Source organism: Polaromonas sp. (assembly GCF_016185115.1).
Lineage (GTDB): Bacteria > Pseudomonadota > Gammaproteobacteria > Burkholderiales > Burkholderiaceae_C > Polaromonas.
Map to the genome: position 1 here is coordinate 371,672 of NZ_JACPOF010000015.1, position 26,299 is coordinate 397,970.

General features: G+C 52.7%; 25 protein-coding genes. 8 read left to right on the forward strand and 17 right to left on the reverse strand.

The features are described 5' to 3' along the window. Positions 1–263 precede the first annotated feature (263 nt). Positions 264–986 carry a S1/P1 nuclease gene (locus HYX42_RS08255; protein ID WP_293402437.1) on the forward strand — a complete coding sequence of 241 codons (723 nt, stop codon included), beginning with the start codon at positions 264–266 and terminating at the stop codon, positions 984–986. 90 nt (positions 987–1,076) lie between these two features. Continuing rightward, on the forward strand, positions 1,077–1,517 hold the full coding sequence (locus HYX42_RS08260) for a helix-turn-helix domain-containing protein (RefSeq protein WP_293401715.1): 441 nt from the start codon (positions 1,077–1,079) through the stop codon (positions 1,515–1,517). 89 nt (positions 1,518–1,606) lie between these two features. Here HYX42_RS08260 and HYX42_RS08265 read toward each other — a convergent pair whose 3' ends face one another. From HYX42_RS08265 to HYX42_RS08280, 4 genes are all read right to left on the reverse strand, one after another. Then, positions 1,607–3,163, reverse strand: a complete 1,557-nt coding sequence (locus HYX42_RS08265; RefSeq protein WP_293401717.1) for a YfjI family protein — start codon at positions 3,161–3,163, stop codon at positions 1,607–1,609. A 99-nt stretch (positions 3,164–3,262) separates the two neighbouring features. Next, positions 3,263–3,523, reverse strand: coding sequence for a hypothetical protein (locus HYX42_RS08270; protein ID WP_293401719.1), 261 nt, complete (start codon positions 3,521–3,523; stop codon positions 3,263–3,265). Positions 3,524–3,820: 297 nt separating this feature from the next. Next, entirely contained in the window at positions 3,821–4,186 is a 366-nt protein-coding gene (locus HYX42_RS08275) for a hypothetical protein (protein ID WP_293401721.1), read from the reverse strand. 432 nt (positions 4,187–4,618) lie between these two features. Beyond that, positions 4,619–6,160, reverse strand: a complete 1,542-nt coding sequence (locus HYX42_RS08280; RefSeq protein WP_293401723.1) for a hypothetical protein — start codon at positions 6,158–6,160, stop codon at positions 4,619–4,621. Between the two features lie 723 nt (positions 6,161–6,883). Between HYX42_RS08280 and HYX42_RS08285 the strand changes: the two genes are divergently transcribed. Further along, complete coding sequence (locus HYX42_RS08285; protein WP_293401725.1) at positions 6,884–7,018, forward strand: hypothetical protein; 135 nt, start codon at positions 6,884–6,886, stop codon at positions 7,016–7,018. Between the two features lie 232 nt (positions 7,019–7,250). Here the strand turns inward: HYX42_RS08285 and HYX42_RS08290 are convergent, their stop codons facing one another. Then, on the reverse strand, positions 7,251–8,039 hold the full coding sequence (locus tag HYX42_RS08290; protein WP_293401727.1) for an IclR family transcriptional regulator: 789 nt from the start codon (positions 8,037–8,039) through the stop codon (positions 7,251–7,253). A gap of 210 nt (positions 8,040–8,249) precedes the next feature. Here HYX42_RS08290 and HYX42_RS08295 point away from each other — a divergent pair, with 210 nt between their 5' ends. The 5 genes from HYX42_RS08295 (at position 8,250) to HYX42_RS08315 (ending at position 13,980) form a co-directional block, all read left to right on the forward strand. After that, on the forward strand, positions 8,250–9,332 hold the full coding sequence (locus HYX42_RS08295; protein ID WP_293401729.1) for a tripartite tricarboxylate transporter substrate binding protein: 1,083 nt from the start codon (positions 8,250–8,252) through the stop codon (positions 9,330–9,332). A 26-nt stretch (positions 9,333–9,358) separates the two neighbouring features. Next, positions 9,359–10,120: a fumarylacetoacetate hydrolase family protein gene (locus HYX42_RS08300; RefSeq protein ID WP_293401731.1), complete on the forward strand. Its 762-nt coding sequence runs from the start codon at positions 9,359–9,361 to the stop codon at positions 10,118–10,120. Positions 10,121–10,204: 84 nt separating this feature from the next. Further along, a complete protein-coding gene (locus HYX42_RS08305) occupies positions 10,205–11,329 on the forward strand; it encodes a glutamate cyclase domain-containing protein (RefSeq protein WP_293401733.1) in 1,125 nt (374 codons plus the stop codon). 53 nt (positions 11,330–11,382) lie between these two features. Beyond that, positions 11,383–12,360, forward strand: coding sequence for a tripartite tricarboxylate transporter substrate binding protein (locus tag HYX42_RS08310; RefSeq protein WP_293401735.1), 978 nt, complete (start codon positions 11,383–11,385; stop codon positions 12,358–12,360). A gap of 267 nt (positions 12,361–12,627) precedes the next feature. Continuing rightward, positions 12,628–13,980, forward strand: coding sequence for an aspartate aminotransferase family protein (locus tag HYX42_RS08315; RefSeq protein WP_293401737.1), 1,353 nt, complete (start codon positions 12,628–12,630; stop codon positions 13,978–13,980). 7 nt (positions 13,981–13,987) lie between these two features. Here HYX42_RS08315 and HYX42_RS08320 read toward each other — a convergent pair whose 3' ends face one another. From HYX42_RS08320 to HYX42_RS08375, 12 genes are read right to left on the reverse strand one after another with little or no spacing between them, the layout of a single operon-like run. Continuing rightward, positions 13,988–14,941 (reverse strand): LysR family transcriptional regulator, encoded by a 954-nt coding sequence (locus HYX42_RS08320; protein WP_293401739.1) that lies wholly within the window; start codon positions 14,939–14,941, stop codon positions 13,988–13,990. A gap of 26 nt (positions 14,942–14,967) precedes the next feature. Then, positions 14,968–15,831 (reverse strand): polysaccharide deacetylase family protein, encoded by an 864-nt coding sequence (locus HYX42_RS08325; protein ID WP_293401741.1) that lies wholly within the window; start codon positions 15,829–15,831, stop codon positions 14,968–14,970. 38 nt (positions 15,832–15,869) lie between these two features. After that, the gene (locus tag HYX42_RS08330) at positions 15,870–16,649 is read right to left on the reverse strand and encodes an SDR family oxidoreductase (protein ID WP_293401743.1); all 780 of its coding nucleotides are present in this window, start codon (positions 16,647–16,649) and stop codon (positions 15,870–15,872) included. A gap of 48 nt (positions 16,650–16,697) precedes the next feature. Continuing rightward, positions 16,698–17,675, reverse strand: a complete 978-nt coding sequence (locus tag HYX42_RS08335; protein ID WP_293401745.1) for a tripartite tricarboxylate transporter substrate binding protein — start codon at positions 17,673–17,675, stop codon at positions 16,698–16,700. Positions 17,676–17,733: 58 nt separating this feature from the next. Further along, positions 17,734–19,248, reverse strand: a complete 1,515-nt coding sequence (locus HYX42_RS08340) for a TauD/TfdA family dioxygenase (protein WP_293401747.1) — start codon at positions 19,246–19,248, stop codon at positions 17,734–17,736. A gap of 55 nt (positions 19,249–19,303) precedes the next feature. Continuing rightward, a complete protein-coding gene (locus tag HYX42_RS08345) occupies positions 19,304–20,641 on the reverse strand; it encodes an ABC transporter substrate-binding protein (protein WP_293401749.1) in 1,338 nt (445 codons plus the stop codon). Next, positions 20,589–21,311 carry an ABC transporter ATP-binding protein gene (locus HYX42_RS08350; protein WP_293401751.1) on the reverse strand — a complete coding sequence of 241 codons (723 nt, stop codon included), beginning with the start codon at positions 21,309–21,311 and terminating at the stop codon, positions 20,589–20,591. The genes HYX42_RS08345 and HYX42_RS08350 overlap by 53 nt, the downstream gene beginning before the upstream one ends. Further along, positions 21,298–22,023 (reverse strand): ABC transporter ATP-binding protein, encoded by a 726-nt coding sequence (locus HYX42_RS08355; protein ID WP_293401753.1) that lies wholly within the window; start codon positions 22,021–22,023, stop codon positions 21,298–21,300. Before HYX42_RS08355 ends, HYX42_RS08350 begins: the two co-directional genes overlap by 14 nt. Further along, complete coding sequence (locus HYX42_RS08360; RefSeq protein WP_293401755.1) at positions 22,020–23,009, reverse strand: branched-chain amino acid ABC transporter permease; 990 nt, start codon at positions 23,007–23,009, stop codon at positions 22,020–22,022. Before HYX42_RS08360 ends, HYX42_RS08355 begins: the two co-directional genes overlap by 4 nt. 7 nt (positions 23,010–23,016) lie before the next feature. Beyond that, entirely contained in the window at positions 23,017–23,883 is an 867-nt protein-coding gene (locus tag HYX42_RS08365) for a branched-chain amino acid ABC transporter permease (RefSeq protein WP_293401757.1), read from the reverse strand. Next, on the reverse strand, positions 23,880–25,244 hold the full coding sequence (locus HYX42_RS08370) for an MmgE/PrpD family protein (protein WP_293401759.1): 1,365 nt from the start codon (positions 25,242–25,244) through the stop codon (positions 23,880–23,882). Before HYX42_RS08370 ends, HYX42_RS08365 begins: the two co-directional genes overlap by 4 nt. 17 nt (positions 25,245–25,261) lie before the next feature. Beyond that, entirely contained in the window at positions 25,262–26,242 is a 981-nt protein-coding gene (locus tag HYX42_RS08375) for a tripartite tricarboxylate transporter substrate-binding protein (protein WP_293401761.1), read from the reverse strand. Between the last annotated feature and the right edge of the window lie 57 nt (positions 26,243–26,299).

The following is a 26,299-nucleotide window of genomic DNA, read 5'->3' on the forward strand; positions in this document are numbered from 1 at the left end:
GGCGCAGGCTGGGAGAATGGGAAATCGGTTGTGGGTGTGGGCATCATCCTGATTGCCCTTGCATGGGAATGGAAACGCCGCAGGCATGCCCGACGCTGGGTTCGAAATCTTCGGGACTCTGCGCTTTGGTAGCGTTGGGCAAAGATTCCACGAACTGCCGGTCCATTAGCACAACAAGCGTTCGATCGCCGACTCCCAGGATGGGATGCCATTTGGGAATTGCCATTTCGCGGCTTGGACAGCTACTCGTCATTAGCGTACTCATGTTTCCGCCATGCGCCTTCGCTTGGGGCGCTACGGGACATCAGGTCATTGGCGCCTTGGCCGAGAAGCAGCTTACTGCTAACGCTCGAGTCCAAGTGCAGACTCTGCTCGCCTCGGAAGCTGGATCCACACTGGCTTCCATTTCCACATGGGCGGATGAGCGTAAAAATTCCACCACTGCGCGCTGGCATTTTTTGAACTTCCCGCGCACCAGTTGCAATTACGACCAAGCCAGGGACTGCCCCGACGGCAACTGCCTTCTGGGTGCCATCGACCGGCAGTTGAATATTTTGAAGTCTGATGCCACTGACCTTCAGAGGCTGCAAGCCCTCAAATACTTGGTCCATTTCATCGGTGACCTTCACCAGCCGCTGCACCTGGGCTATTTGGACGACAGGGGTGGAAACCAGTATCAAATCCAGGCTTATAAACGCGGTTCCAACCTTCACGCACTTTGGGATTCTGGATTGATCAAATTTGTCTCGGACGACACGAAGGTCTGGGTAGACAGGCTTTTTACCAGACCGTTACCTGCCCGTGTCAACCTGATCGATCTCGTCCGCGTGGCTGAAGAGTCTTGCCGCGTCGTGGCGACGCCCGGGTTCTATCCCGACCGGAAGGTAGAGGCACCTTATGTGGACCGTTGGACTCCAGTCCTGGAGCAGCAACTGGTGTTGGCCGGCGCCCGGTTGACCCGGATCTTGAATAGACTCTGGCCTTAAAACGAAACGGCTTGCAGTTCGCTTGGCAGGCACTGTCCAGCCGGACTTGTCTTAAAACTCGGCTTCCATGAGTTGTTAACATTGGATCCCATGAACATAGCTGTTGCTCTGAAGTCCGAGATTTCCCGCGTGTCGCGCAAAGAGATGCGTGCCGAATTCCAAACTCTCAAGAAAGTCACTACCAAACTACGCGCTGACAATGCCGAACTCAAACGCCGGTTGTTGGAGTTGGAAAAGGCAATCAAGCTGTTGAGCAAAGCCGCTGGAAGTGGTCGGGCACGAAATTCAACGGCGAAAGAGGCTGGAGCTGAAAAGTCAGTTGAGCGCTTCAGCGCCAAAGGCATTGCCGCTCAGCGCAAGCGTCTGGGCCTGTCGGCTGCGGATATGGGAAAACTGATCGGTGTTTCAGGTGCTACGGTTTATCTCTGGGAAAAGGGCCAGACGCGCCCACGACCGACTCAGATGACGGGAATATCTGCGGTACGGCAGATGGGACGCCGTGACGCCCGGTCCAAACTAGACGAGTCATAGCCGTCCAGCCGGCCTTCGTTTGACTTCAAATGGATCGGTTGGCGGCTATTTGGCTACTCAGTAGCCAAATAGCCGCGACCGAGAGCTCGTTACTTCAGATACACCCCTGGCCAAAGTTCGTAACCGTCGTTCGTAACCTCTGGTTTGACTGGTTCACGAACATACCATGGCCTGTCAAATCGTGAGAATCGTTGTGGTCGCTCATCTATGGGGTGGACCGGAACTGGCGGGGGAGGGAACCAGTCAGCAAGATGAACATGCCATGAGTCCCCTTTGCTTCCCCAAACTTTCACCTTATTCCTATGCTCGAGCCCTTTGAGCGTCTCCCAAAGCCGGTCTATTTGTCGTAGATGGCGTGGTGCGTATCTGCACAAGTAGGGTCCCGGAACGGATCTTTCCTTCGCAAATCGGGGGGCGATCCTGTCGGTGATGAACTCTTCGAGACTGATCATGTCCAGCTCAAGTTGCGACCGGGGGGAAAACCGCTTGCGAAATTGATTTAGAAACCAGGCAGCGAGCTTGATGGCGTTCCGGATGACCTCCACTGAAATGGGACCATTCCTTTTCTCCATTATGTGCAAGATGGCGGCAATCCTCGCGGCGTTTTCGGTGCTTTTGGAAGCGGCGCCTCGCATGTCGAAGAAGCGTTTTCCTTCGCCCAGTTCCTTTTCAATTTCACGAGAGTACCAGGCCAACAGTTCGGACGCTGGCTTGCTAAGCGTCAACTCTTGCGGCTTGGGAACCTCAGGCCCTTCGTATTCCTTCAAAAGTTCACGCACGCGCGCGTGATACGGCTCGATGATTTCCTTGCTGATATCTATAAATTCTTCAAGTCTTGCTCCTTGCGTCGATTTGGGACGAGCGTAAAGAATACGGCTCGAAAATCCTGTCGCATGGAAGAGCTTGCCTCGATCTTCAAGGTAGTTGTCCGTAACGCCTGGTTGGCTCTGGATATAAATGCTCAACCGGCAGTCACTCAGAACAACTCTTTTGCGCGTGATACGGTCCGAACTCCAATTTCCGGCTTCCCAAAGCTTGTTGTGCATCCCTAAGTCGCTCAACACACCGCTTTTGAAAACTGTGATTCCCTCGTCGGTAATAAGCCCCGCGTATGGGTAAGTCGAGTGAAGATGCTGAGCCAATGCCGGCCCTGTTGATTCAACCACCAGCATTTGGGCAAATTTCCGCTTTTCAGGCTCTTCCAATAGCAGCTCTTCCAGGCGATCTTCCTCTTCGTCGGTACATTCATCGCGCGCGCATAGCTTGGAAATCAGCTTTCGGATCTCTTTGACTTTCTGCTTCCAAAGTGCCACGTTCGCTTGATATTCGTGCTCATGCTCTTCTGCAAGAAGTGCTTGCGCTGCATTGAATAATCGTATGTGAAGAAACGCTATGTCGTCGATGGCACTTTTGCGTTCTCCGGACCCTGCATCAATGAGAATAATCAGTGTTGAAGGCGATTTTTTATTCTCTCGCCATTTAACATCGTAAAGACCCTGGCAGACCGATGCGCATGCCGCCAATACTGAGCAAGCCCCCATTTCGACTGGGGTTTGATTGGTGCGTTGGATAAAGTGGGTAGCGCCGGCAATTACTGGCATCAATGCTTCACATGGGAATGGTGGATCAAAAGTTTCGTTTTCCATAGTTCTTAAAAGGTTGAGGACGAAAGACGTAGTGCTTCATCGCTATCGAAATTGCATACCCCCTGAAGAGATTGTGAAAATGGGAGGCTGTGGTGCCGCCTAGTGCTTCAAAGCAGTCTTCTTCGCGTGATCCTTGACCTCCTGCTCAATAAGACATGAAAGGATGTCGCGCTCAATCTTCATGCCTGCGATTTTGAAATGCGACATCTGCAGATTTCTGAGCGACTTGAGCTGTGCGGGCGTGAATGTAGGGTCAGCCTTACGAAGTGGGATTTCCTTTGCTAGAAAAAGGTCTCGCTCGAATGCGATGTTTTTTCGGGCTTCCAAAAGCTTTTCGAGCTTGGTGCCTATGACTTTCATATAGGTGATCTCCTTTGCATATCCAATAAAAAACGAATCCAAGTCGGACGCACGGGACCTCCAGCGCCCAAGAAAATTGCTCCTTTTTTCCAGAAAGATAGTGACAAACAACATGAATCACTACGGAATAGATGCCCTCAGGTTTGATTTGGTAAGTGGGTCAAAGCAGTCAGGAAATCGGCCAGCCTTTAGTCCTGGGGTGGTGTAGCGGTCCACCCGGGACCCAATGAACTCCACGCGGGGATGATGGTTAAACGCCTCCTAAATTAGTGGGCAGTTGCACAGGGTTGATGTTTGCTAGCGACCCTTTGCTTTGCTAGAATTCACAAGGCGCGGTGAACGGCCTGCGGCAATACGTGCACTGAGCCAAACGGAGATCTCCTCCACGACCCAGTAATTCTTCTTCTCGCCGAATGGTTTTGAAACGGTGGGAAAATCTGGGTCAAATTTGGGGTCGTCGGGGTCCTGCAGGCTGTACAACGTGGTGCGACTAATGTCGAGCCACTTCAGAAGGGATTCTTGAGCAATCACCTCAACAGAAAATTTGCGGCTTGCTTGACAGGAGCACTTCGCAGCGGTTTCGAGTGCTTCCGATGGGTTAGGTGACGTGCGACTAACCCCCGTGAAGATTTCAGTTGGGACTGCAGGTTTGATTAAAGGCATAGGTTCTCCGTTTACTTTCGGGGAACCTGAAGTCTTTAGTTCCGCCGGGGCCACCATGGCTTGGTTGAACTGTAAAAAAAGCGCCGGTTTAAGTCTCGGGGAGAGTTTTCAACGCCGACAGATTCCGACGCCGCGTCGAAGGTGTGCTTATCTCGACGCCCTTACGGAGCGGTGAACCCAGATGTATGGATTTGCCGAAAAGAGAAGGCCGGGATAGACGGGAGATGGATGCATCGTTCAGCCGATGTCAGCTGGCATTTACTTCATTGGTAAATTCAGCAGCAAAGAATTTCCTGTCGAAAACCTCTTGCTGGCTTTTAGTCGGGATCGACGCACCTAAACGATGCTGAGTGAAAGATAGACACGTTTTACCGGATGAGATGAGGCTACTGCTCGACTCGCTGAAAAACGCTCTTGATAGTCACGGGGGATCTACTCCGGAAGTATTCTCCACGCCGTCTCTTGAATGAGGGCGTTGATTATGTCCGGGGTGTCGACGATGTAGCCAGGATTATTTGTACGGCTCAGGTCTGCCACAATTTTCGCAATGGCGGAGCGGAATGCGAACTCTTGTTGTATCAACTCTTGATGCCCGCGGAGTGCATTGGTAAACCATTCAAAACGATACGTAAGGAAGTGCCGGTGTTCCTCAGGAATCTCATCAACCGTGATGTCAGGTATAGGCAGAGGTGCTTGCTTAAATGAAGTTGTGACACGTTTGCCTTGGGTTTTCTGCCCAGGCCAATACGGCATAACTTCCGTGCCATCCATCTGCGTGTGCCAGACACAGCAGAACGCAGCAATCATCTCCAGCACGCTCACCAGCGCTGTTCGGTCCTGAAATAGTCCTTTTCCATTTCTTCCCCATACTGCGCGCGTGTGCAGGAGGTTAGTTGCGGCTTCCACAATGCTGTTGAAACCTGGAGGCTTGATTTTCGAGTCCAGGGCTAGTTGCATGAGGGAGATGATTTCCTCACGATATTTGTTCGCAACCTCACACACCTTCTGGATTTCTATAAATTCATGTTCCTCATCTTGTTCGGCGGTCAGGATCAGATTAGTTAATCTTTTTAGCGGGAGGCGGATTGGGGTGACCGAAATTTGAGGCACGGCCTGCATCAACAGCTTTGAGTAGCCAATGTGTAGATGCTGCTCATCAAGCGACAGAACGTGGCTAAAGAGGATCTCATCCAATGGTGCAACGTTTAGCGGCCCTGACACCTGAAACTTTCCGAGTTCATCAGCCAAAGCTTTGAATGCAGACGCTTTGCCTATCGGATCTGCGGCGTACGCAGCGGAGAGGGCTTGCGGAACAAGTTGTAGAACACTGTTTTTCCACTCACCCAGCCCCCTGTATGCATCGCCGATTCTCTGAATAGATTCATGACTCAACTCGGCGCTGAGATAAGCTTTCAAGTCAGCCACCAACCAAACTTGCTCTTGATTTTTTTTATAGCCGTAAGCGTCTCCAAAAGCCAATGACCAGTTTTCCAGGTTCGGCGGACGCAACAAATCAAAGAGCCTCTGGTTTCTCATCATCAGTCGCTTCAACGTATACAGCACTTTGAAGGTAGTTGACTTGTTGGTTTTGGCATGATCCCCTATCTTTCTGCCTGTGATTATGGGAATCCAATTCTGTATGGTTTCGAAAGCATCGTTCGCTTCTGGTTTTATTGTTCCGGGCCAAAGCTCATGCGTAAGGCTTTCGTATGTGCACTGCGATGGTGCTAGCGCGCGCCTGTTTCCCAGCTGAAAGTCACTGTCAAATATCTTTTTACGGCGGACGTTGTTCAGTCCTTCGCGAATCAGGATTGACAGACGGCTTCTGTGTGACAGTGAGCCCCCGAAAACCACCACCTCGCTTCGATGTTTTGCGTATTTGCTGTCGAAGAAATACTCTTTCGAAAAAACGTCGATTCCCACCGCTTCATTCTGAATTTCTTCCAAGACAAAATTTCGAGTCAATTTATCCATTGCACAGTCACCAAGCACGAGTTGTTGCAGGTTTTTGAAACTGAGAGCAGCCTTTGGTCATCAATTCAAAACGGCAAATCATACGCGGAACAACCAATGAAGGACTGTGTAGATCTGTCTTAAAGTACGCCGCTGTTTACGCGATTTTGTTACCTCCGTTACCAGCCATGCGGCCCGCTTTTTGGCATAGGGATCAAGCTTGCTTGGCCTGGCCCACCTGGTATACCGCGGCTCGCTCTCCTCGGATGTGAGGTACTTCTTTATCGTGTTGCGTGCGAGGCCTGCACGCCTTGCCATTTTGCGCATGTACATATGCTCTCGCAGTGCCCAGCGCCTGATGGCGTTGAATCTCACCAGGTCTATTACTCCAGAGTTCCCCTGCTTTTGAAAATTTGCGGGGTAGGGCCCACGTGGATCAGGTCTCGATGGAAATCACCACTCTTTACGGGTTGGATTTCAGCAGCGTTCAAAGCCGACGGCGAATTTTCGGCCATTTGCGCATTAGGCCGCTGCTGAGGGATCCCGGGAGTAACTTGAAGGCACTAACAATAAATTGCAGCCTTACAACAATTGCACAATATATTTTTAGACGTTCTTGGACGTCTTTGGATTACGTTGAACCCTAGTGACATATCTGCGGAAAAGTTTTGGTTGCATAGCTCACGCCTAATAAGTATTGTGCTATCACTGGTTCTTTTCCAGTGTTCTTTTTAAGGAAGTTTTATGACTAGTGATATCGAATGCGACGACGACGAAGGCAATCAACACGGTGAAAGTCAAAATATCTACGACGATCCATACTACATCGATGCCATGATTCAAATTGTGGTGCAGGAAACTGGCTCTTACTGGCCTTAAACATATTTGACCAAGGAATAGACAGGCCACACTATTGAGTCTGGCCTGTTTTCACAAAGCAGGGGGCGTCTGAATTTCCTGGCGGTGATAGGGACTCGACGTTCAGCACTTTTCCCGACATCCCAACATTTGCAGAGACTGGGCATCCTGGATTCGAAGTACTAAGTGTCTGGCAATGTTCGCTCCAAAACACCCCTCCCCCCGCCATTGCTGCGTTGCTTGGCCAGCGATATTACCGAGTTGACTTGACAGTCCCGCGATACCCGAGAGCATAGGAGATAGCGTCGCCGCACTCCTTGTTGGCTTTTCCCCATCTTTCAAGGTCAGCCAAGGTTGCGCCTTCAGATTGCGCCATTAGTCCTAAGACGCCAGCCGGCTCTCCGCCTTCAGAAAAGAAAGTGGCTGCGGACCCTCTGACCGCTTCATGCCATTCACCTTTGTTGATGGCGTACCCTCGCTTTTTGGTTTCTTCAATACGCTTCAGAAGGTCTTTGGCGGTTATTGAGTGGTGAGATTCCTCATCAACCTTTTTAAATAGCCACTTTTGTTGAGAGGCGGGTAGCGTCGCCATATAGGCCAGCTGAATGGCCACCAAGTCGTGTCCACCAGGGAGGAATTCCCAGAATTTCATTCTCCCGCCTATTGGCCATCGCCGAAGAGGGTGGGGGTTGGGTGCTCCGATCTGCTCAAGAAACTGCAACTCGTCGCCAGAAACTACCACCACATGCACCAGTTGCCCTGTGCGTCTGGCCAAGTCCTCTGCATAGGGTGAGAAGCTCCGTTTCAATGTCGAGCGGCTGAGCACCTCGTAGCCTATTTCCCAAGCTTTGAGGGTGGGCAGATAGCGACCACTTTCCGCATCCTGTTTGATGTACCCACACTCGGTCAGCGTCTGCATGAAGCGATGAACGTTGCTTTTCGTCATCCCCAGTTCTTGACTCACCTCGGTCACTCCACGAGCACGTTCGCTTTTCGCCAACGCTTCAAGAACGGCCAGTCCTTTAACAAGTGTTTTATCCATCGATACCTTTGAGGCGGAATTCGTGCCGCGGTTGGGCGGCGAGTTACTAGTTAGGAATTATGCATTCGCTCATTTGGACGCTCTGTCGAGCGAGCGTGGCAAGGCGCTAGCAAAACCCTCATTGACACAAAAATTTGGAACCGTTAGGATAAATAATAGAACAAGCGTTCTATATGTTGATACGATATCTTGAAGAAATAGGAGATTGTTATGAACCCGGCTAGTAGATGCGATTGCGGCGCAAACCTGCTGCAATCCAGATTTTTAGAGGCACTGATAACAACGGCTACGCGCCAGCTGCATGGCGGTTACAGAAGAATCACGTCAGCCTGCCATTCGGTGTTGTTGGCGACGTTGCTTCTGGGAGCCGCAGGTGCCGCTCAAGCACAAGCATTTCCAGAGCGCCCGCTCCGTTGGATCGTAGGGTTTCCTGCGGGCAGCGGGCTGGACTTTGTTACGCGAGTTGTCGCCGATTCAATGAGTAAAAGCTTGGGACAGTCGATTGCGGTCGATAACCGGCCTGGTGCCGCCGGGGCGGTGGCAGTTGGGGGTGTGACGTCCGCGCCGCGTGATGGATACACCCTCATGAGTGTGGATATAGGCACCTACGCCCTCAATCCCCATCTCTACACAAAGCTCGCTTACGAGCCAAAGCGGGACTTAAAGATGGCCGGCATGCTCGTGAGCATACCGATGGTGATGTTTGTTCCTGCCTCACTCAATGTCAACACAGTTGCGGAATACATCAATTACGTCAAGTCAAAGCCCCCGGGCACCGTGAACTACGCGTCGTCTGGGTTGGGGACTGCGGCACACCTGACTATGGAGATGTTCAAGCAGAAAGCAAACCTCAATATGGTTCACGTTCCATATAAAGGATCGCCCCCGGCATTTATCGATCTGATGGCCGGCCAGGTTTCGGCACTTTTCGTTGGTCCAAACGATGGGATCCAGCATGTCCGTGCTGGGAAGTTGAAGATGATCGGAACCGCCACCCCAAAGCGGCTGAGCGCCTATTCCTCGTTGCCCACTTTCCTTGAATCCGGATACGACGTGGGATTTCAGGTGTGGTTGGGAATGGCCGTCGCTGCAGGTACACCACAACCTGTGGTCGACCGTCTAAATCAGAGTTTGAACGCGGCTTTGGTGGATCCCACCGTGATGCAAAAGCTCAACGATGGAGGCTTCACGATAAGCGACCGGCCATCCAGCCAGCAGGCGGATGAATTTGCCAAAGCATCCTTTGAAAGGTGGGGCCAAGCGTTACCTGAGCTCAAGATAAAGCTTGATTGATGGCAACTGAATACACGGAGATAAAAATGCCCAATTCGGCCACGAACGTGGAAAGCCCAGATCGATATGCCGGCTCACAGAAATTTGCAACTTCAAGGACTAGGCGAATACCGCTCGCATTACCGCGCCAGATCATTTGCGGCGGCATGTCTTACGCAGCACACAACAAGGAGCTGGCGGAGTGGTTTCCGATTAAGGAGGAGATAAAAGGCCTGCCGTGGTTCTTTGTCAAGTCCCCATCCTCCTTCAGCAGCGATGGAGCCCCTGTCAAACTGCCTGATATTTCTCCACTTATCAAAAAGACGTTCGACAACTCTTGGGGTCAAGTTACAGGTGAAGTGGAGCTTGGGATTGTCATTAAGGATACCTGTCATCGGCTGAAAGTGTCCGACGTCAGGGAACACATCCTCGGCTACACAATCTTCAACGATCTGACTCAGCGCGACATGGAGCTTGCAGGCTATCCGGTCTGCGCATCCAAAGGTTTTTACACGTTTGGCCCCATTGGACCCCACATGGTTCCAGCTGAGGACATTGAAAACGTTCAGTCACTGCGATTTGAATTGCGTGTCAATGGTGTCGCATATCAAAACGGGTCACTGTCAGAAATGATGTTCCCGATCGAAACTGTTGTGTCGCTCGCCAGTCAAATTTACGAACTCCGCGCGGGTGACATCGTGACAACTGGATCACCGCCCGGGATGTTTGACTACCGGCTCCGTCCGGGTGATGTCATTGAGGCCGAGATCGAGGATATAGGAGTACTCAGAAATCCCGTAACTATTTAGGCGCGGCCTCTGCCCCTTATAGGTCTGCGGGGGCAATACAGGCGCCAATAACATCCAGCCGATCCCCAATCAATTGAGAAAATTATGGAACTAGATATCACCCTTTGCGAAACTGTTGGCGAATCTGCTGACCGCCTGTTGTCATCACAGATTTTCATGTCCGGAGGATCCGCAGAGCTCACCAACCGGAATATCACCAAAGAGTTGTCAGATGCAGGTAGATTGATCAGCGGGGAGCCGATGACATCGCTTGCAGCAAAAAAGCTGCTTGAGAAAGTTAAGCCGCGCGACACAGTGATCATCACAAGTGGGTTTTTTGATCCCCCATCCATGATTGGAGAGGCTGATGGTCCACTGGGGGCTGCATTGCTGGCGCGTGCACTCTGCGCGATGCTCGACGCAACCCCTGTTTTCCTGACAGAGCTGAACAACGTCGCTAGCATGACTGCGCTGGCCAATGCTGCGGGTATAGAGATTGTGGACTTGGAACTTGCACGTACAACGCCTTACAAGGGGGCGATTGCAGTGCTGCCCATAGACACCGATCGGGCTCAGCGCGAGGCGATCCGCTGCCTGGATGAAGTTAATCCATCAGCATTTATTGCGATTGAGAAGCCAGCACCTTGTCGAAGCGGCTTCTATCACACTGGCGTTGGCCTCGATGTTTCGTCAGTGGTCGGAAAGATCGATTGGATAGTGAACGAAGCAAATCGTCGCGGCGTTCTCACGATAGGCATTGGCGATGGCGGAAATGAGGTGGGGATGGGCAGCATTCTCGATGCGATCGATGATGTGGTCCCGACCGGAAAAATCATCGGAACGCCTCTGAAGACAGAAGTGCTCGTTGTTGCTGCGGTTGCAAATTGGGGGGCTTATGGCATCGAAGCATGCCTTGCGGCTGCGTTGCATATGCCCGAGGCAATTCACGAGGTTTCCGACGAACGTCGGGTAACGGAGACCGCTGCTCGATGCGGTCTGATCGACCCTGTAACAGGACTTGCCAATGGGTGGGTGGATGGAACCCCTCCGATATGCAGCGAATCGATCCTGGAGCTACTGAGGCATATGGTCCATCTTCGCTTGCTGCGCAAAGCGAAACATTCGCTGCAGAACTTTCCTCGGCGCTGGTCTGAGCGAAGCAATCCGGATGAAGTGGTGGCGGTATGGGCGAAGAAGCTTTTGGCTGACGAGTCCAAGTACTTCGGTTGATAACCGGATCCAGATGTTTGATCTTGAACCCTAAGTGACTTCAGGAGTAGCAAATGAAACGTAGAGACATTCTGAAAAGCTTCATTGCCAGTGCGGGATATGCCCATGGTTTTTCGACTTTGGCGAAACCTGTCTTTCCCAACAAACCGGTACGTATTGTCGTCGCCGTGCCTGCAGGTGGGAGCATAGACATGGTTGCAAGGTCCGTAGCCGAAAAATTGACTGAGTCATTGGGCCAACCATTTATTGTTGAAAACAGGGCAGGAGGTGCCGGAATCATCGGTACAGATTACGTCGCCAAGGCCAATCCGGATGGATATGTCTTGACGATGGCCCCAGCTGCCTGGATCGCGTCTCATGTGAGCACTTTCGCTAAGCTGCCGTACGATCCTGTGCGCGATTTCGCACCGGTCATTCAGACCGTAATTCAGCCCACTGTGTTGATCGTTAATCCCTCCAGCCCATACACCTCCGTCGCAAAGTTGGTCGAGTTGGCTAAAGCAAGTCCTGGAAAACTCAATTATGGTTCCGGCGGCGATGGATCTCCGCACCATCTTTTTGGAGTCATGTTTGGTCAGGCGACCGGGACCGCCATGACCCATGTGGCATATAAGGGGGGTGCTCCCGCAATGGTTGATCTGCTAGGCGGTCAGATTGACATGATCTTTGCGCCTGTGCCAGAAGCCGTGACCCACGTAAAGGGCGGAAAACTCAGGGCATTAGCGGTCATGAGCGAAACTCGTTCCGGCGTCCTTCCCGAGGTGCCCACGATGAGCCAAGTTGGAATTAAAGGGCTGGAACTGACGACGTGGATCGGTCTGCTGGCTCCGAGTGGCACTCCTAGGAGCGTTGTCGAGACCCTTAACGCTGCCGTTCAGAAAGCCCTGATTTCTGGCGGCTTGGGTGAACGATTCGCTGCGATCGGGCTGGACACAGCAGGCGGAAGCCCAGAGAAGTTCGCAAAGGCAATCAGAGAAGATATCGGATCCTATTCCCGTCTTGTGAAAGCATCAGGCATGATCCCTCAGTAACTGGCAACTATTGGGCAGGATCGAATGGCATGAGGGAGATGTCGGTCGGGGTTGCAGAAGCTTAAGACTAAAGGCGTTTAACATGTGCACCTACCGCTCCCCAAGTGGCTTGCCACTCAGCGCTACTTGCACGGCAAAACAGCAGAGTGACGGAGTGATTAACCTTCGACCTAGTTGCACGGTTAGTCAAGTAAACATGGCTAACTAGCTATTTTCCTTGTTGCTGGTGATCGGGACAATGGTCCAACACCTACTACTTGGATCATCATGTCACTCATTGCAGAAGCAAATCAGGATGCGAGTTTTCGTTCGGATCCTGCTTGGATGGACTCCCACTGGATGCCGTTCACGGGCAATCGAAAGTTCAAAAAAGATCCGCGCATGATCGTAGAGGCCAAAGGTGCTTACTACACAGACATCGATGGCCGCAAAATCTTTGACGGACTTTCAGGTCTTTGGTGTTGTGGCTTGGGCCATGGACGTCAGGAGATCACCGCTGCAATCAGTAAACAGGTTGCAAAACTGGATTATTCGCCTGGATTCCAGCACGGACATCCTCTTTCCTTTGAGCTGGCTAACCGGATTCGCGATCTGACACCCAAGTCTCTGGAGTACGTATTCTTCACTTCTTCTGGATCCGAAGCGGCTGACACTTCTCTCAAGATGGCGAGAGCCTACTGGCGGGCGAAGGGTCAAGCGTCTAAAACCCGTCTCATTGGCCGTGAGAAGGGCTACCACGGTGTGAACTTCGGCGGGATTTCGGTTGGGGGAATCGCTGGAAACAGAAAACTGTTTGGTTCTGGAATAGAGGCAGACCATTTGCCGCACACACAGCAAGCCGGTGCTGCATTTTCGAAGGGAATGCCGCAGACGGGTGGCGACTTGGCAGATCGCTTGCTTGACATGATTGCGCTGCATGATGCATCAACTATTGCTGCCGTCATTGTGGAGCCGTTCTCTGGCTCGGCGGGTGTAGTCGTGCCGCCAGTAGGCTACCTCGAAAAATTGCGTCGCATATGCACGGACAACAACATCCTGCTCATATTTGACGAAGTGATTACGGCATTCGGGCGTACGGGTGCCATGACGGGCGCTGATGCATTCGGCGTAGTGCCCGACATCATGAACATTGCCAAACAGGTCACCAATGGTGCCCAGCCCCTTGGCGCTGTGGTTTCAACGCGGGAGATTTACGAAACATTCATGGACGCGGGTGGCCCGGACTATCTTGTCGAGTTCCCGCACGGTTACACCTACTCGGCTCATCCAGTTGCCTGCGCTGCCGGCATTGCGGCACTCGATATTCTGGTGAATGAGCAGATTGTTGCCAAAGCTGCAGCATTGGCCCCTTATTTTGAGTCAGCAGTTCATAGTCTGAAGGGGACTAAACATGTGACAGACATTCGGAATTTTGGGCTGGCAGCGGGCATCACCATTGAATCACTTCCTGGTGAACCGGCTCGCAGGCCTTTCGACATTGCTCAAGCCTGCTGGAAAAAAGGGTTTTATGTCCGCTACAGCGGCGATACGATCCAGCTGGCGCCGCCATTCATCACCGAGGTCACTGAGATTGAACGGCTTGTCAGTGCCCTGGGTGACGCGCTGCACGAGACGGCTTAAGTGCGCCTCAGGCTTTCACGGCAGCAAGGTTGAAAGTCTGGGGAGGATGGGCTTCCGCCAGGCAAGCGCTCAGCAGCTGCACAACCCGCGCGGGCTGAGGGGAGCGGCGCTGCAGGCTTACAAAGCGGCATTCATATCTGAACCGCGCCGGGGCAATGGCACGTATTTGGCCTCTGCGCTCAAAGAGATCACCATAGTGGTCAGGTAAAAAGCCGAGAAAGTTGCCCGAAAGAATCAACGTGGCGATGGCTTCCTGGTCAAAGCCAGTGGCCTTACTTTGTAATTGGTGTTTATGGCTCAACTCCATGTTGGGTGAGTGCTCTCCCAAAACAGCGAAGGCATGTGACCTGAGGCTCTCCCAGGTCAATCGGCTGTCGGCCGCATCATAGAGCGGATGCGAATTGCCACAATACAGAAGCATGGTTTCCCTGAACAAGGTTGAGTAGTCCAGGATGCTCGATGTACGGTGCGCCGGAATAATTCCAACCTGGAATTCACCGTCAATAACCCCTCTTTCTATGGCATTGATGGTGGACACGTAGACATTCAACGAGACAGCGGGTGCCCTTTCGTGAAATAGGGCTAGTGCTTTTCCGATGTGCGCTTCCGGATTTGTGGCTGTCTTGTCAAAGATTGCCAGGTTAACCTTTCCTCCAAGGCGGCCGTGTATGTCATCAATGCCGCTTCGGAAGAGATCCATCGAGGAAATGAGGCGCAGCGTCTCTTCATATACCCGGCTTCCTTCAGGAGTGAGCGCAAAGCCGGCTCTCCCGCGTGTACAGAGGGTTAAGCCCAGGCGGGTTTCCAGGTCCTTGATGTGACGGCTCACCGTCGATGTCCCGATATTCAACTCCAGTTCAGCAGCGGCCATACCGCCACAGTTCACCACGCTCTTGAAAACTCGCAACAGCCTGATGTCTGTGTCGCTAATTTGTCCTAGAAGTGCGCGCGATTTTTTCACGATGAAGTAGTTTCAGGTTATTCGGACTATGAACGTTTCAGTGAATCTTCATGGTCCGCCAATGCCTGGGCAGCAAGATCACACTTGCGTGTGTAAAAGATTCCGTCATGTTGCTTCACGTATTCAAGGCACTTACGAATGGTAGGTATCAGGGTGGCACGTCCTGCCATATGACTGTGCAAGGTCAGATCAAGCCACTTCGGCGAGCCGGCCGCGCCTTCAGCGTAAAGCTGATCGAACGTGTCCTTGAAACTTTCGAAGAAGGCTGATGGGGGATTTTTCGGGAACACCCACATCGTGATGTCATTTGTAGAAACATTCGTGCGAGGAAGAATGACAAAGGGTCCCGTAGCCGTGTTGACGACAAAAGGAATGTCATCGCTGGCATCATCACCTACCCATGTATAGCCGTGTTTACTGAGCAACTCGACAGTGTGATCTGACCCACTGCTACCAGGGCTTGTCCAGCCTACCGGACGCACGCCACAAGCTTGCTCAATCGCTTTTGTCACCCGTTCAATTTCTGCGGACTCTTTTTCCGGACCCTCGTCTTTGACGTAGACATCGTTGACCCATCCATGCCCCAAGACTTCATGACCCTGCTCGATCATCACCTTGATGATCTCAGGGTGGAGCTGAGCTGCCAGCCCATTCACCGACATTGAGGCTGTAACTCCAAACTCCTCCAGCAGGCTCATCAAGCGCCAGACGCCCACCTTCCAACCATAGTCTCCGTAGGAAAGCGAAAAAGCATCTTTGACACCTGGTTTGGCAATGAGATTGACCTGGCTTTGGTTCAGAAAGGCCTCAAACGGGATGCCCACCGTGAATGCCAGTTTTGCATTATTGGGCAGGGTCCATGTGCTTTGATATTTTTTAGGGATTTTCATTCTCGGTCCATTGCTAGGTTAATCAAGCAAGAGCTGGCTCAAGCTCCGCCACTTATATCCAGAACTTGCCCGCTGACATACTTTGCCTCAGGCGATGCCAGAAATGCAATGGCATTTGCGATGTCATTGCCATCCGCTGGTCGACCAGCGGGAATATGACCTGTCAGCTTGTCTTGCGCTTCTTGGGGCAGGGCACGGAAACGTTTTGTAATTGCGCCTTCCTCCCCGGGCAAAGTCAGGCCTGGAGCAACCGCATTAACTGTGATCCCGAAGGGCCCGAGATCCTTGGCCAGTTGGCTTGTCATCCCCACCAGTGCGCTTTTACTGGTGATGTAGGGCAAGCGGGCTCCGAGCGTTCCAACGGCACCATATATCCCATGGCGAAGTGTCGAAGAAACGTTAATGATGCGCCCATAACCTGCACTGCTCATGGATGGTGCAATCGCCCGGCAAAAACGCAAGACGCTTGTGACATTCAAGGACATGACATGCTCCCAGATTTCGTCTGTGGTGTCGCTTAAAGTTTGAGCTGCACGCGTTCCACTGCCTCCCGCGAGGTTTACAAGGATGGATATGGGTCCCAAGGAGGCCCGGACCTTGTCGCAGACGCGGTCGACTTCCTCGACCTTTGTTACATCGCAAATCCATGACTTGACTGGACGCTGAACTCCTGAGCCTATCAATAAGGTTTCATCGAGCGGATTCAGGTCGACTGCCGCGACGACGGCCCCCTGCTGCTGCAGGAGGCGTATCACCGCGTTGCCGATTCCCCCGGCAGCACCAGTGACAAGCGCAACTTGTCCATCTAGATTGAGCATGCGTTTTTCATCTTCCGAAGTCTGTGAATCTCTGTTAAGCGGCGCTGTTTACTCTGGCTTGATTCCGGCGGCGCGCACCACCTTTCCCCAGCGTTCACGTTCGTTCTTGGTGTAGCGGGAGAATTCTTCGGGAGATTGCAGGGCAGGGTCGCCCCCCGTCTTGCTCAATACCTCTCGGACCTTTGAGTCCGCCAACGCTTTAGCCGCAGATTGATAGAGACGGTTTACGATTTCGTTGGGAGTGTTTGCCGGTGCAAGAAGACCAAACCAGCCAAGAACTTCCATGTTCCGATATCCCGCCTGAGTGATGCTTGGTATTTGTGGCGCTTGCTTGAACTGTTCATTTCCAGTCACCGCCAAGGCCCGGATTCGACCGTCTGCGATCAAGGGCAGGCTGCTTGAGGGGCTTGTGAAACTCAATGCCACTTCCCCCGTGGCCAGCGCGAGATTTGCCTGCGGAACACTGCGGTAAGGAACGTGCTGGATCTCAATTCCCCCAACCTGCTTGAACAATTCGCCAGCCAGGTGACTGGGGGTTCCAATTCCTGAGGATGCAAACATCAACTCCCCCGGCTTTCGCTTGGCCAATGCGATCAGTTCCGCCACTGTCTTTGCCTCAATCTTCGGGTTGACAGCAAGAATCGTGGGCAGGGTAGTCAAGAGAGCGATGTGTTTGAACGCGGCAGGATCGTAAGGCACATTTGCCGATAGCAGCGGGCTGAACACCAGTGGGCCGGCTCCGCTGATCAGAAGTGTGTAGCCGTTTGGTTGGGCTCTCGCCGCTGCAGTCGCGCCAACAATCCCCCCCGCCCCTGTCCGGTTCTCAATGACGATCGGCTGCCCCAAGTCCGAGCTCATGATGTCTTTGAGTGCCCGCGCCACAATGTCCGTGGGACCTCCTGCATCTGCATTGACGATGATGGTGATGGGGTGGCTTGGATAGCTTTGCGCTTGGGCCAGGCAGGACGCGAATATCCCAAAGGACACAACGACGATTGCCTTAAAAAATCCTGGTGACTTTCTCATTTAAATTTCTCCGTTGTGCATCTAAATTAAATCTTCGCTCCGCAGCTCGTTTAAAGCCTTAGCCCGCTGTCGGATCATGGTCCGGCAGATAGGCCCAGGTCTTAAACGCCGCAGATGCGTTCAGCGTCCCACTCCGGATAAGCCGTCGCCAGATCTGGCATGCAGGATAGAAATAGTTCGCCGCATCGCCTGGAAACATCGGAATTGATATTGCCTCGGCTATCTCTGGCTCGGGAACATTAAGTTCATACGCATTCTCCAGATGCCACCCGAATTCTTCCCATCGGGCCTGGCAGACACATGCTGCCAGAGCCGTTAGCGATGCCATTCTTGGTCCGATGGAAAGTCCATCCGACGCTGCAGAATAGAGCTTCCAATACTCCTCCTTCCTGTCAAAGTCAGGCAGGTAGTTACTAAAGTTGTTCGCGACGAACTTGAAGGATGTAGCTCCCCAGACCACCGACGCGATTCGGGCAAGCTCTGCGACTTCCAGATCAGATCCACCGCTCCGGCGCAGATTCCTGATGTGATGTATAGGTATCGCCTCCTGAGTGGCGATCAGGCACATCACCCACACCAATTCCTTGTCATGTTCGTCAAGCGCTCTTTTGTTCAGCGCGAGTTCCGTGTAAAAGGCGTCATACGCCTTCAGGAGCGGCATATCGCAAATTGCCATCAGACCATGATGCGGCAAGATGAACCCACGCGTTTTCCGGATGGACTCAATTCGCTCCGACATTTCTGCGGACATTTCAGAAGCAGAAGCTTTTGAAACAATCGGCGTTCGCCGAAGTGTGCGCGGTTCTGCATTGTTGAATGGCATGCGGGCGTGGTGAAGCATCTGGTTGTTCCATATCAGCAGATCGCCAGGAGCCCAATGGTGGGCATACACCGTTTCCTCCGATGAATCGGCGATCGAGTTAACTTCCTGCAGCAGCGCCTCGCCTTCTTCGTTCGTCACTCCACGATATCCCACGACGTTGAGTGGACTCAGCCAGAGCGTCTTCCTTTTTGCGTCGATGTTGTTCCACACCAGGGGTTGCCAAGCGCGCGGAGCGCTGTCTGGAGCTTTGGAAAGATCCTGCCTCTTGGTGTAATCAGCCGCGTAGTTGTACAGGTGAAGGCACTCAACAGACTCAAGCTTTCTTCTCAACGAGGGCGGTAGTTGCGCTAGGACTGCAGAGCCACTCCGAAACTTGGTGACGCTTCCGGATGCTGGAATCTCCAGTCCATAGAGAATCAAGGCTTTGAGCGGGTGCTGATAGAAGAGGTGGTCCTGGTGAAACAGAATTTCACCATCTCCCAGGATGCCGTCTTTGCGGGTGTTAGAGACATGCTGCGTAATCCCGTCAGAGTCGCTGCTTTTGTTCCTGATCTCTATGTCGCCAAAAATCCGGGCGAAGCGCGCCTGATCTTCGGGGCTGAGGCCCGCTTGGCGAACCAAAAGAAGGTCATGCTCCACAAATGCGCTGCGGAGCATTTCCTCCTCTTGGGCCGTGCAGGCTTTGGAAAGATCCAGTCCGATGACTTCGACGCCAACGTGTTTGGAAAGAGGTTTGAAATGAATGGTCATCAGGATCTGCCTTGTTCGAATCGTTGTCTCATTTGTTATTTAGCTCTTCATCAGCTCATGACCAGTTCGGTTTGGGATACACGCCTGGCGTAGTGGCCACTTCGTTGGGGAAAACGGGGACGTTATTGCCGTTGCGCAGGACCGTAATCATTCCCCCGGCGCGTGCGTTGTCGCCTACCTCGTTGAACTTCACCCCGCCCAAAAGGAAGAACCCGCGGTCACCAGGTTTTAGTTCAGTCGATGCGATTGCATCCCGCAGATCTTTTGGCTTGAGAGACTTCTTGCGCTCAAGGCTGTCCCAAAGCACAGCAAGGTCTGCAAACATGGTTGCCGAGCCCACATCCATGGGACGTCCGAACTTTGCGGCGTACCTGCCCGTGATGGCTGCCATTCCCGGGATCTTCAGTTCCGGAGAGAAACTGTCGCTGGCGTAAATGTTGTTGGAGTCGGCGCCCAGATTTTTCGAAAATTCCGGATCGCTGGTGGCACCAAGAATGCCCCCCATCACCGCTGGATTGAACCCGAGCTCCTTCATGGTTCTGACTATCAGGATGCCATCAGCTGTCCGGTTGTGTCCAATGTAAGCCTGTGCATTCGCAGCCTTGAAGCGCGAAATGTACGGCGCAAAGTTTTGGGTCTTGCCGACGTCATAAGTCGCAGCCTCCACCACCTCCATGCCAAGGCTCTTGGCGGTCTGCACGATAAACTTGTTGGCGCTTTGGCCTGCAATCGAGTTTTCGCTAAAGGCTACTATCTTTGGAAGTGGCTTCCCATTTTTTTCTGCCAGTGCTTTGACGAAAGTCACCATGTCGCGTGCGTAGGCGTCGATGAGTGGAGAGGCGCGAAATGTGTATTTAAAACCACGGGCAGTGATCGCCGGATCAATGTCGTAGGCAGTAAGGAATGGGACACCGGCCCGCTCAGCAATTTGAGTTGAAATGATGGAGGCTGCGCTCTGGTTGCATCCGATCAATACGGTGACACCACGCCTTATCAGTTGCTCGGTTTGGGATGCTGCGATTTCCGGTTGACTTTGAGTATCTGCGACCACAGCCCGGAATTTCATCCCTCCCATGGCTTTTACGCCACCGGCCTCGTTGGCGACTTCGCACGCATATTGAAGCGCATTCCAGGAGTTTTGACCAAAACTGGCGCTCGGTCCCGTTAGTGGCAGGACGGCGCCGATCACTACCTCGCCGGGTTGAGCTTTGGAAGTAGTGTGAACCGCGATACCTGCAAGGGAGGCCGCGCCTGCAACAAGAAATCTTCTCCTGCCAGAAGCGGGTGCTGTATGGTTAGAACGGAAGAGCGTGTCAGATGAATTCATGATGATGTTTCCTTTAGATTTCAACAAAATTGCCGCCGAGAAATGCCGCTCGAACTTTGGGGTCATGGAGCAAATCGTTTGCCGCCCCGCCGATAGTGATATGCCCCGCATCCATTACGTATGCGCGACTTGAGCACTTGAGCGACTCTGTGACGTTCTGCTCTACCAGAAGCAAGGTCATGCCAGAGTCTCTTAATTTTTTGACTGTCTCAAAGATGCTTTGAACCATTACTGGTGAGAGGCCAAGAGAGGGTTCATCCAGGATCAACAAACGTGGTTGGAGAGCTAAACCTCTGCCGATGGCCACCATTTGCTGCTCGCCACCGGACAAGGTGCCGGCAATTTGTCCCAGTCTCTGTTTCAGACGAGGGAAGAGTTCATAGATTGATTCCATCCTCCGTAATGACTCTGTCTTCGTGATGGATCTGGGGAGACCCAGGCGCAGGTTTTCGGCGACAGTCATGCCCGAGAACAGTTGTCGGCCCTCAGGGACATGGGCGATCCCCTTCTCAACGATTCGGTGGGAATCCAGTCCTGAGATTTTTTCTCCCGAGAAGAACAACTCGCCTTGGCTTGAGATCAGCCCTGACACCGCTCGCAGTAATGTCGTTTTTCCGGCTCCGTTAGAGCCAATCAGCGATACCACTTCGCCTTCATCCACATGCAAGCTGACATCAAACAGAACCGGGACGTCACCATAGGCAGCTGAGAGATTCCTGATATCAAGCAGTGCCATAACCTGCTCCCAAATAAGCTTCGATGACATGCTGGTTCTTCAGTATTTCCGACGGCGTTCCTTGCGCGATGAGTTGCCCATGATCAAGCACGACAACCTGTTTTGCCAGGGAAAAAATAGCCGGTAAAACATGCTCGATCATCAGCACGGTCACTCCCTCACTCGCAACGCTGTCTATTAGTTCTACAAGCTTGTCAACCTCCGCTGGTCTCAGGCCGGCGGCGACCTCGTCGAGCAGCAGCAATTTAGGAGCAGTTGCGTACGCGCGTGCAATTTCAAGGCGCTTGCGATCCATGACAGCGAGCTGATGACCAAGCCGTTCTGCGTGGGCCATCAATCCGAATCGCTCCAGGATCACATCCGCTTTCTGTGTGGCTTCCGCCATGTTTTTGGTCCTGAGAAGCACGCCGATGCGGACAGTCTGGCGAACTGTAAGTTCGGGAAAGGGCTTGGTGATCTGAAAGGTGCGGCCTATCCCCGCGATGCAGCGTTTATAGGGAGGAAGGCTGGTGATGTCTTTGTCCTGAAAGGTCACACCTCCAGTACTTGGTTTGATGAAACCTGAAATTACACCGAATAGTGTTGTCTTCCCGGCGCCATTTGCACCCATGACGCCAAAAGTACCACCCTCTGGCACCTCAAAGCTGACACCCTGTAGTGCCTTTAAGCCACCAAAGTTGCGGCCAACAGCCTCTAGCGAGAGTAGGCTCATTTTCTTTTCCATCCGATCCGTTTTGAGAGTGACAGCAGACCGCCAGGTACGCGGATAACAATGATGATGAGAACCACCGCGTAGGCAATGCGTAGCAAACTTGTTATCTCCCGTGAGTCTGCGAAGGGAAGAGCGCGGATGATTTCAGAGATCACACCGAAAGTGACTGCTCCGATGATTGGCCCGGCCACGGTGCCGGCCCCTCCCACCATCGTGCCGAGCAACATCGTGAGAATGTGTTCAAAAGAAAACATGGTGTTCGGCGCAATAAACAAAAGAAACTGCGCGTAGAAACTGCCGGCGATCGCGGTAGGAAATGCAGATAGCGCTATGACGGCGACTTTGCAGCGGAATGTGGGTATACCGGTGGCTTCAGCGGCATCTTCATCCTCGCGGATGGCCTGAAGATACTGGCCAAATCGACTTCTCTCAAGTAAAAATGTCCCAAGTGCCAGCAATATCACAAGGAACAGTGCAATCACCAAATAAGGAGCGCGTGAGGTGAACAGCATGTTTGCGGGCTGGTTCGCCAACACGAGGTAAATGCCCGCACTGCCACCCAGAGAGTCAAACTGGTCGATGAGGCTTCGCACCACTTCCGCGGCACTCAGCGTCACCACGGCGAAAAAAATACCCTTCACGCCGCTGCGAAACGCAACTGCAGAGAGTGCAGCGCCTGCCGCAGATGCGATTAGCCCGCCAACAAGCATCCCAAACCACGGGGAAATGCCATATGTGGTGAAAAGCACTGTGGAGGTGTAGCCCCCAATTCCAAAAAAGACAGTGTGTCCCAAAGAGAATTGCCCGGCATAACCCGCAGAAAGGTTCCAACTTTGTGCAAGGATGCACCCTAAAAGAATCAAGGTTGCCGCAGTCAAGGAGTAATCCGAGCCAGCTGCAGCCAGCGCGAGAAGGCCGATTACTCCAGCTAGAGCAACAAGTCGCATGGGGGAAAGATGGCGCAGAAAGGAGATCTTGGAGGTCATGACGCAGTTACTTTCGCGCAAACAGGCCTTCTGGCCTAACCAGAAGCGTCAGAAGAAGTAGTGCGAATACGACCGCACTACCTAGGGATGCGCCGATGAACAAGCCACTAAGAGCTTCAATCACGCCAATCAGGAGGCCGGCGAAGAGGGCGCCAGGGAAACTCCCGAGGCCCCCAATGATTGCAACCACGAACGCTTTAAGCATGAAGTCGTGACCGACAAACGGGCTTACAAGGTACATCGGTAGCAAAAGGCCAGCCGCCATGGCTCCTGTTGCTGTCGCGAGGGCAAATGCCCAGCGGAAGACTTTCTCGATGGGCACGCCGACAACAGCCGCACCAACCTTGTTATCACTTGCAGCCCGTATCTGGGTACCAAAACGCGTGTACCTGAGAAATGCCCACAGCAGTCCAATCACAAAGAAGCTGGCGACACCTGCGATGACCTGGGTCCAAGGCATGGCTATGCCCGAGATTCTCAGAGAGCTGCTTGCGAAAGGTGGTGGAACGCTTCGCAGATCTCCACCGAAAATGAGATTTGCAAGATTCTCCAGAATGATCATTAGTCCCAGAGTCGTCAGCAGCTGTGCGGCAACCGAACTACTCATGATTGGCGCAATCGCAAGCTTGTACAGGAGCTGCCCCAAGCCCAGGAAAATAACGAAAAGAATGGGTGCTGCTATATAGGGGCTCAGTCCAAAATATTTGTTAAGGCAGTAACCCCCAAACATAGCAATCATGATGCTATGTCCGTGTGCGAAATTGGCAATGTTCATGACACCAAAAACAATGGTGAATCCTACGGTTGCTAGTGCGTAAGCGGCCCCCATTAACAGTCCGCTCACAATGGCCTGAATCACAATTTCCGCGCTCATTGAAATTCTTTCTCGAAGGTGCTTAACGCCATTAAGGTTTTCAGATCGGGGAGCTCCTCGATACACCGAAGCAAGTCCAGTGCCTTGGCTGCTGAAGACTTACCCAGTGTCGATCCAGCAAGATTCAGGAATTTGGAACTCAGCCTTTGGTCTTGATCGGCTAGATCGCGATTAGCTTCGGCGAGATTGGCCGTACCGTGCAGAGTTGTTCCATCCTTCAAATGAATGTCAACGTCTGACTGCCAATCAGGAAAAGTAGGCTCATGATGCATTTGCACGAGATTTTTTGTCCGTGCAATTTCCGGCCGGGTAATCTGCTCCAGGGAATAGGAGTCGACGTCACCCGTATCTACGCCAGTCAACGTCATTGCCAGATTTAGAGGTATGCAAAACTTCATCTCAGGCACAGTCTGCGGGTCTGTCACGTTGCATAGTTTGTTAATAAAGGTTGATACATAGGCATCCACGGAAAGGATGTCTCCGGGCGCTAGATCGTGCTCACGGACAGATGAATAAGTGGCTTCTAAGGCAGGATGAGCCCCGAAGCAGCAAACGTGATGTTTGAAAATAGTGTCAAGAATGCGCCACTCTTTATTGAGACCCTGCAAGGCTGCTGAAGGATTCACTGCTTGTGACTGGGTTGCCGCAAATCCCTGCGCACAGTCCAGCACTTGGTTGTTTGCAGTCATACCTTTCGCAGCGAGGCTAGCCGCGAGGACCCCACTACTGGCTGCACGCCCGGAGTGGAAGGTCATAGCCTGGGTCTTTATCATTGACTGGAGACCTGCTGCCTGTGTTCCTGCAAGACCCAATGCGTGAAGCAATTGCTTAATGCTGAGATGCATAAGCCGGGCTGCGGCAACAGTCGCTCCGAAAGTGCCGATGGTGCCCGATGGGTTCCATCCATGGCTGTAGTGTGTCGGCCCCATCAAACGTCCGATACGGCACTCGACCTCGATTGCAACAGCTACTGCAGTTATGAAATCCGCGCCAGTCGCGTTAGTGAGCTCGGTTAACGCGAGTGCTGCAGGTACCACTGGGGCTGAGGGGTGCCCTGGCATGTCGAGGTGAACATCGTCATAGTCCAATACATGCGAAAGGGCGCCATTGACTAGAGCTGCCTGTTGTAATGTGCAGCGAACATTGGTGCCAACGACAGATGCTTGTTTGTTTCCTCCCTGCTCGGAGATTTCTTCGAGCAAGATTTTGGCAAAGGGATCTTTTGTTCCCGCCAGCGTGCAGCCGAGCCAATCGAGTACGCATTGTTTGGCTACCGTGACCACTTGCCGAGGCAGCCGTTCGAACTCAGCTTTAAGCGCGAATTCGGCCAGAGTCTCGGTGACGTTGTGTTCGGTGGTCATGTCAAGTGAAGCAGGGTTCACTTTTCGGCAATGCCAAGGCGTCTGACTACGGGTGCCCATAGATCACGGTCACGACGCAGATATCCGGGCAATTCATCGAACGGTACAGGCCGTATCTCGTTTCCGAGTTCATTAAGCCGTGCCGCCATTTCTGGTTTACTTAAGACTTGAACAACCGCTGCGTGGATCTGCCTCGAGATACTTTCCGGCGCCAGTTTGTTGGCAACCAGCATATAGAAGCCGGTGGACGAGTAGCCTGGAATTACCTCGGAGATGGCCGCAACATCAGGATATATAGACATCCGCTTGTTCGAGGTCACCGCTATTGGCCTGAGCTGGCCCGCCTTTACGGGGCCCGACAGGCCAGGCCCTGCTTCGATGAGCATGTCAACGCGACCGGATGCTACATCGGGCAATGCTTGGGCAATGCCGGGGTAGGGGACATAGGTCATGTCCAGTCCGGTTTGTGACATCAAAAGAGCACCAGACAGATGCAGGACGGATCCCACTCCTGTCGCGCCATAGTTCATTTTCCCTGGATTCTTCTTGGCGTAATCAATGAGCTCTTTGAGGTTGCGAACCGGGAGGCCTGGACCAATTGCCATGATCAATGGAATTTCGGCGACCAAGGCAACGGGGGAAAAATCCTTCTCGACGTTATAGGGAAGCTTGGTGTACATCGATTGGGCAATAGTCAGGGAATTTCCTGAGCCAAAAAAAATTGCATATCCGTCGGCGGGTGAGTTGAGCATGGCTTGAGCAGCAACAATGCCTCCAGATCCCGGCCGATTTTCAACAATCACCCGCTGTCCCCATGTTGTCGAAAGCTCGTTGGCAAGCAGACGAGCCAGGACGTCACCTGTGCTTCCTGCGCTGACTGCTGTGATGAGGCGTACTGGTTTGACTGGGAACGCATCAGCCGCAAAAGTTGCCGTGTATGACACAGCGGCAAAACTTGCCGAGATGAAGAGCTTCACACTCCATAGAAGAATACGCATTGGGAACTCCAGGTTCTTCGGTTAATTGGATGGCTTGACCTATGCGAAGCAGCCGAA

What these genes read in the sequence shown, in the direction of transcription:
- HYX42_RS08260 (WP_293401715.1), top strand. Translation starts at nt 1,077, where the DNA reads ATGAACATAGCTGTTGCTCTGAAGTCCGAGATTTCCCGCGTGTCGCGC.
- HYX42_RS08295 (WP_293401729.1), top strand. Translation starts at nt 8,250, where the DNA reads ATGAACCCGGCTAGTAGATGCGATTGCGGCGCAAACCTGCTGCAATCC.
- HYX42_RS08315 (WP_293401737.1), top strand. Translation starts at nt 12,628, where the DNA reads ATGTCACTCATTGCAGAAGCAAATCAGGATGCGAGTTTTCGTTCGGAT.
- HYX42_RS08350 (WP_293401751.1), bottom strand. Translation starts at nt 21,311, where the DNA reads ATGGCACTGCTTGATATCAGGAATCTCTCAGCTGCCTATGGTGACGTC.
- HYX42_RS08335 (WP_293401745.1), bottom strand. Translation starts at nt 17,675, where the DNA reads ATGAGAAAGTCACCAGGATTTTTTAAGGCAATCGTCGTTGTGTCCTTT.
- HYX42_RS08325 (WP_293401741.1), bottom strand. Translation starts at nt 15,831, where the DNA reads ATGAAAATCCCTAAAAAATATCAAAGCACATGGACCCTGCCCAATAAT.
- HYX42_RS08290 (WP_293401727.1), bottom strand. Translation starts at nt 8,039, where the DNA reads ATGGATAAAACACTTGTTAAAGGACTGGCCGTTCTTGAAGCGTTGGCG.
- HYX42_RS08370 (WP_293401759.1), bottom strand. Translation starts at nt 25,244, where the DNA reads ATGACCACCGAACACAACGTCACCGAGACTCTGGCCGAATTCGCGCTT.
- HYX42_RS08255 (WP_293402437.1), top strand. Translation starts at nt 264, where the DNA reads ATGTTTCCGCCATGCGCCTTCGCTTGGGGCGCTACGGGACATCAGGTC.
- HYX42_RS08300 (WP_293401731.1), top strand. Translation starts at nt 9,359, where the DNA reads ATGCCCAATTCGGCCACGAACGTGGAAAGCCCAGATCGATATGCCGGC.
- HYX42_RS08265 (WP_293401717.1), bottom strand. Translation starts at nt 3,163, where the DNA reads ATGGAAAACGAAACTTTTGATCCACCATTCCCATGTGAAGCATTGATG.
- HYX42_RS08330 (WP_293401743.1), bottom strand. Translation starts at nt 16,649, where the DNA reads ATGCTCAATCTAGATGGACAAGTTGCGCTTGTCACTGGTGCTGCCGGG.
- HYX42_RS08355 (WP_293401753.1), bottom strand. Translation starts at nt 22,023, where the DNA reads ATGAGCCTACTCTCGCTAGAGGCTGTTGGCCGCAACTTTGGTGGCTTA.
- HYX42_RS08310 (WP_293401735.1), top strand. Translation starts at nt 11,383, where the DNA reads ATGAAACGTAGAGACATTCTGAAAAGCTTCATTGCCAGTGCGGGATAT.
- HYX42_RS08275 (WP_293401721.1), bottom strand. Translation starts at nt 4,186, where the DNA reads ATGCCTTTAATCAAACCTGCAGTCCCAACTGAAATCTTCACGGGGGTT.
- HYX42_RS08285 (WP_293401725.1), top strand. Translation starts at nt 6,884, where the DNA reads ATGACTAGTGATATCGAATGCGACGACGACGAAGGCAATCAACACGGT.
- HYX42_RS08340 (WP_293401747.1), bottom strand. Translation starts at nt 19,248, where the DNA reads ATGACCATTCATTTCAAACCTCTTTCCAAACACGTTGGCGTCGAAGTC.
- HYX42_RS08360 (WP_293401755.1), bottom strand. Translation starts at nt 23,009, where the DNA reads ATGACCTCCAAGATCTCCTTTCTGCGCCATCTTTCCCCCATGCGACTT.
- HYX42_RS08375 (WP_293401761.1), bottom strand. Translation starts at nt 26,242, where the DNA reads ATGCGTATTCTTCTATGGAGTGTGAAGCTCTTCATCTCGGCAAGTTTT.
- HYX42_RS08345 (WP_293401749.1), bottom strand. Translation starts at nt 20,641, where the DNA reads ATGACCCCAAAGTTCGAGCGGCATTTCTCGGCGGCAATTTTGTTGAAA.
- HYX42_RS08365 (WP_293401757.1), bottom strand. Translation starts at nt 23,883, where the DNA reads ATGAGCGCGGAAATTGTGATTCAGGCCATTGTGAGCGGACTGTTAATG.
- HYX42_RS08280 (WP_293401723.1), bottom strand. Translation starts at nt 6,160, where the DNA reads ATGGATAAATTGACTCGAAATTTTGTCTTGGAAGAAATTCAGAATGAA.
- HYX42_RS08270 (WP_293401719.1), bottom strand. Translation starts at nt 3,523, where the DNA reads ATGAAAGTCATAGGCACCAAGCTCGAAAAGCTTTTGGAAGCCCGAAAA.
- HYX42_RS08305 (WP_293401733.1), top strand. Translation starts at nt 10,205, where the DNA reads ATGGAACTAGATATCACCCTTTGCGAAACTGTTGGCGAATCTGCTGAC.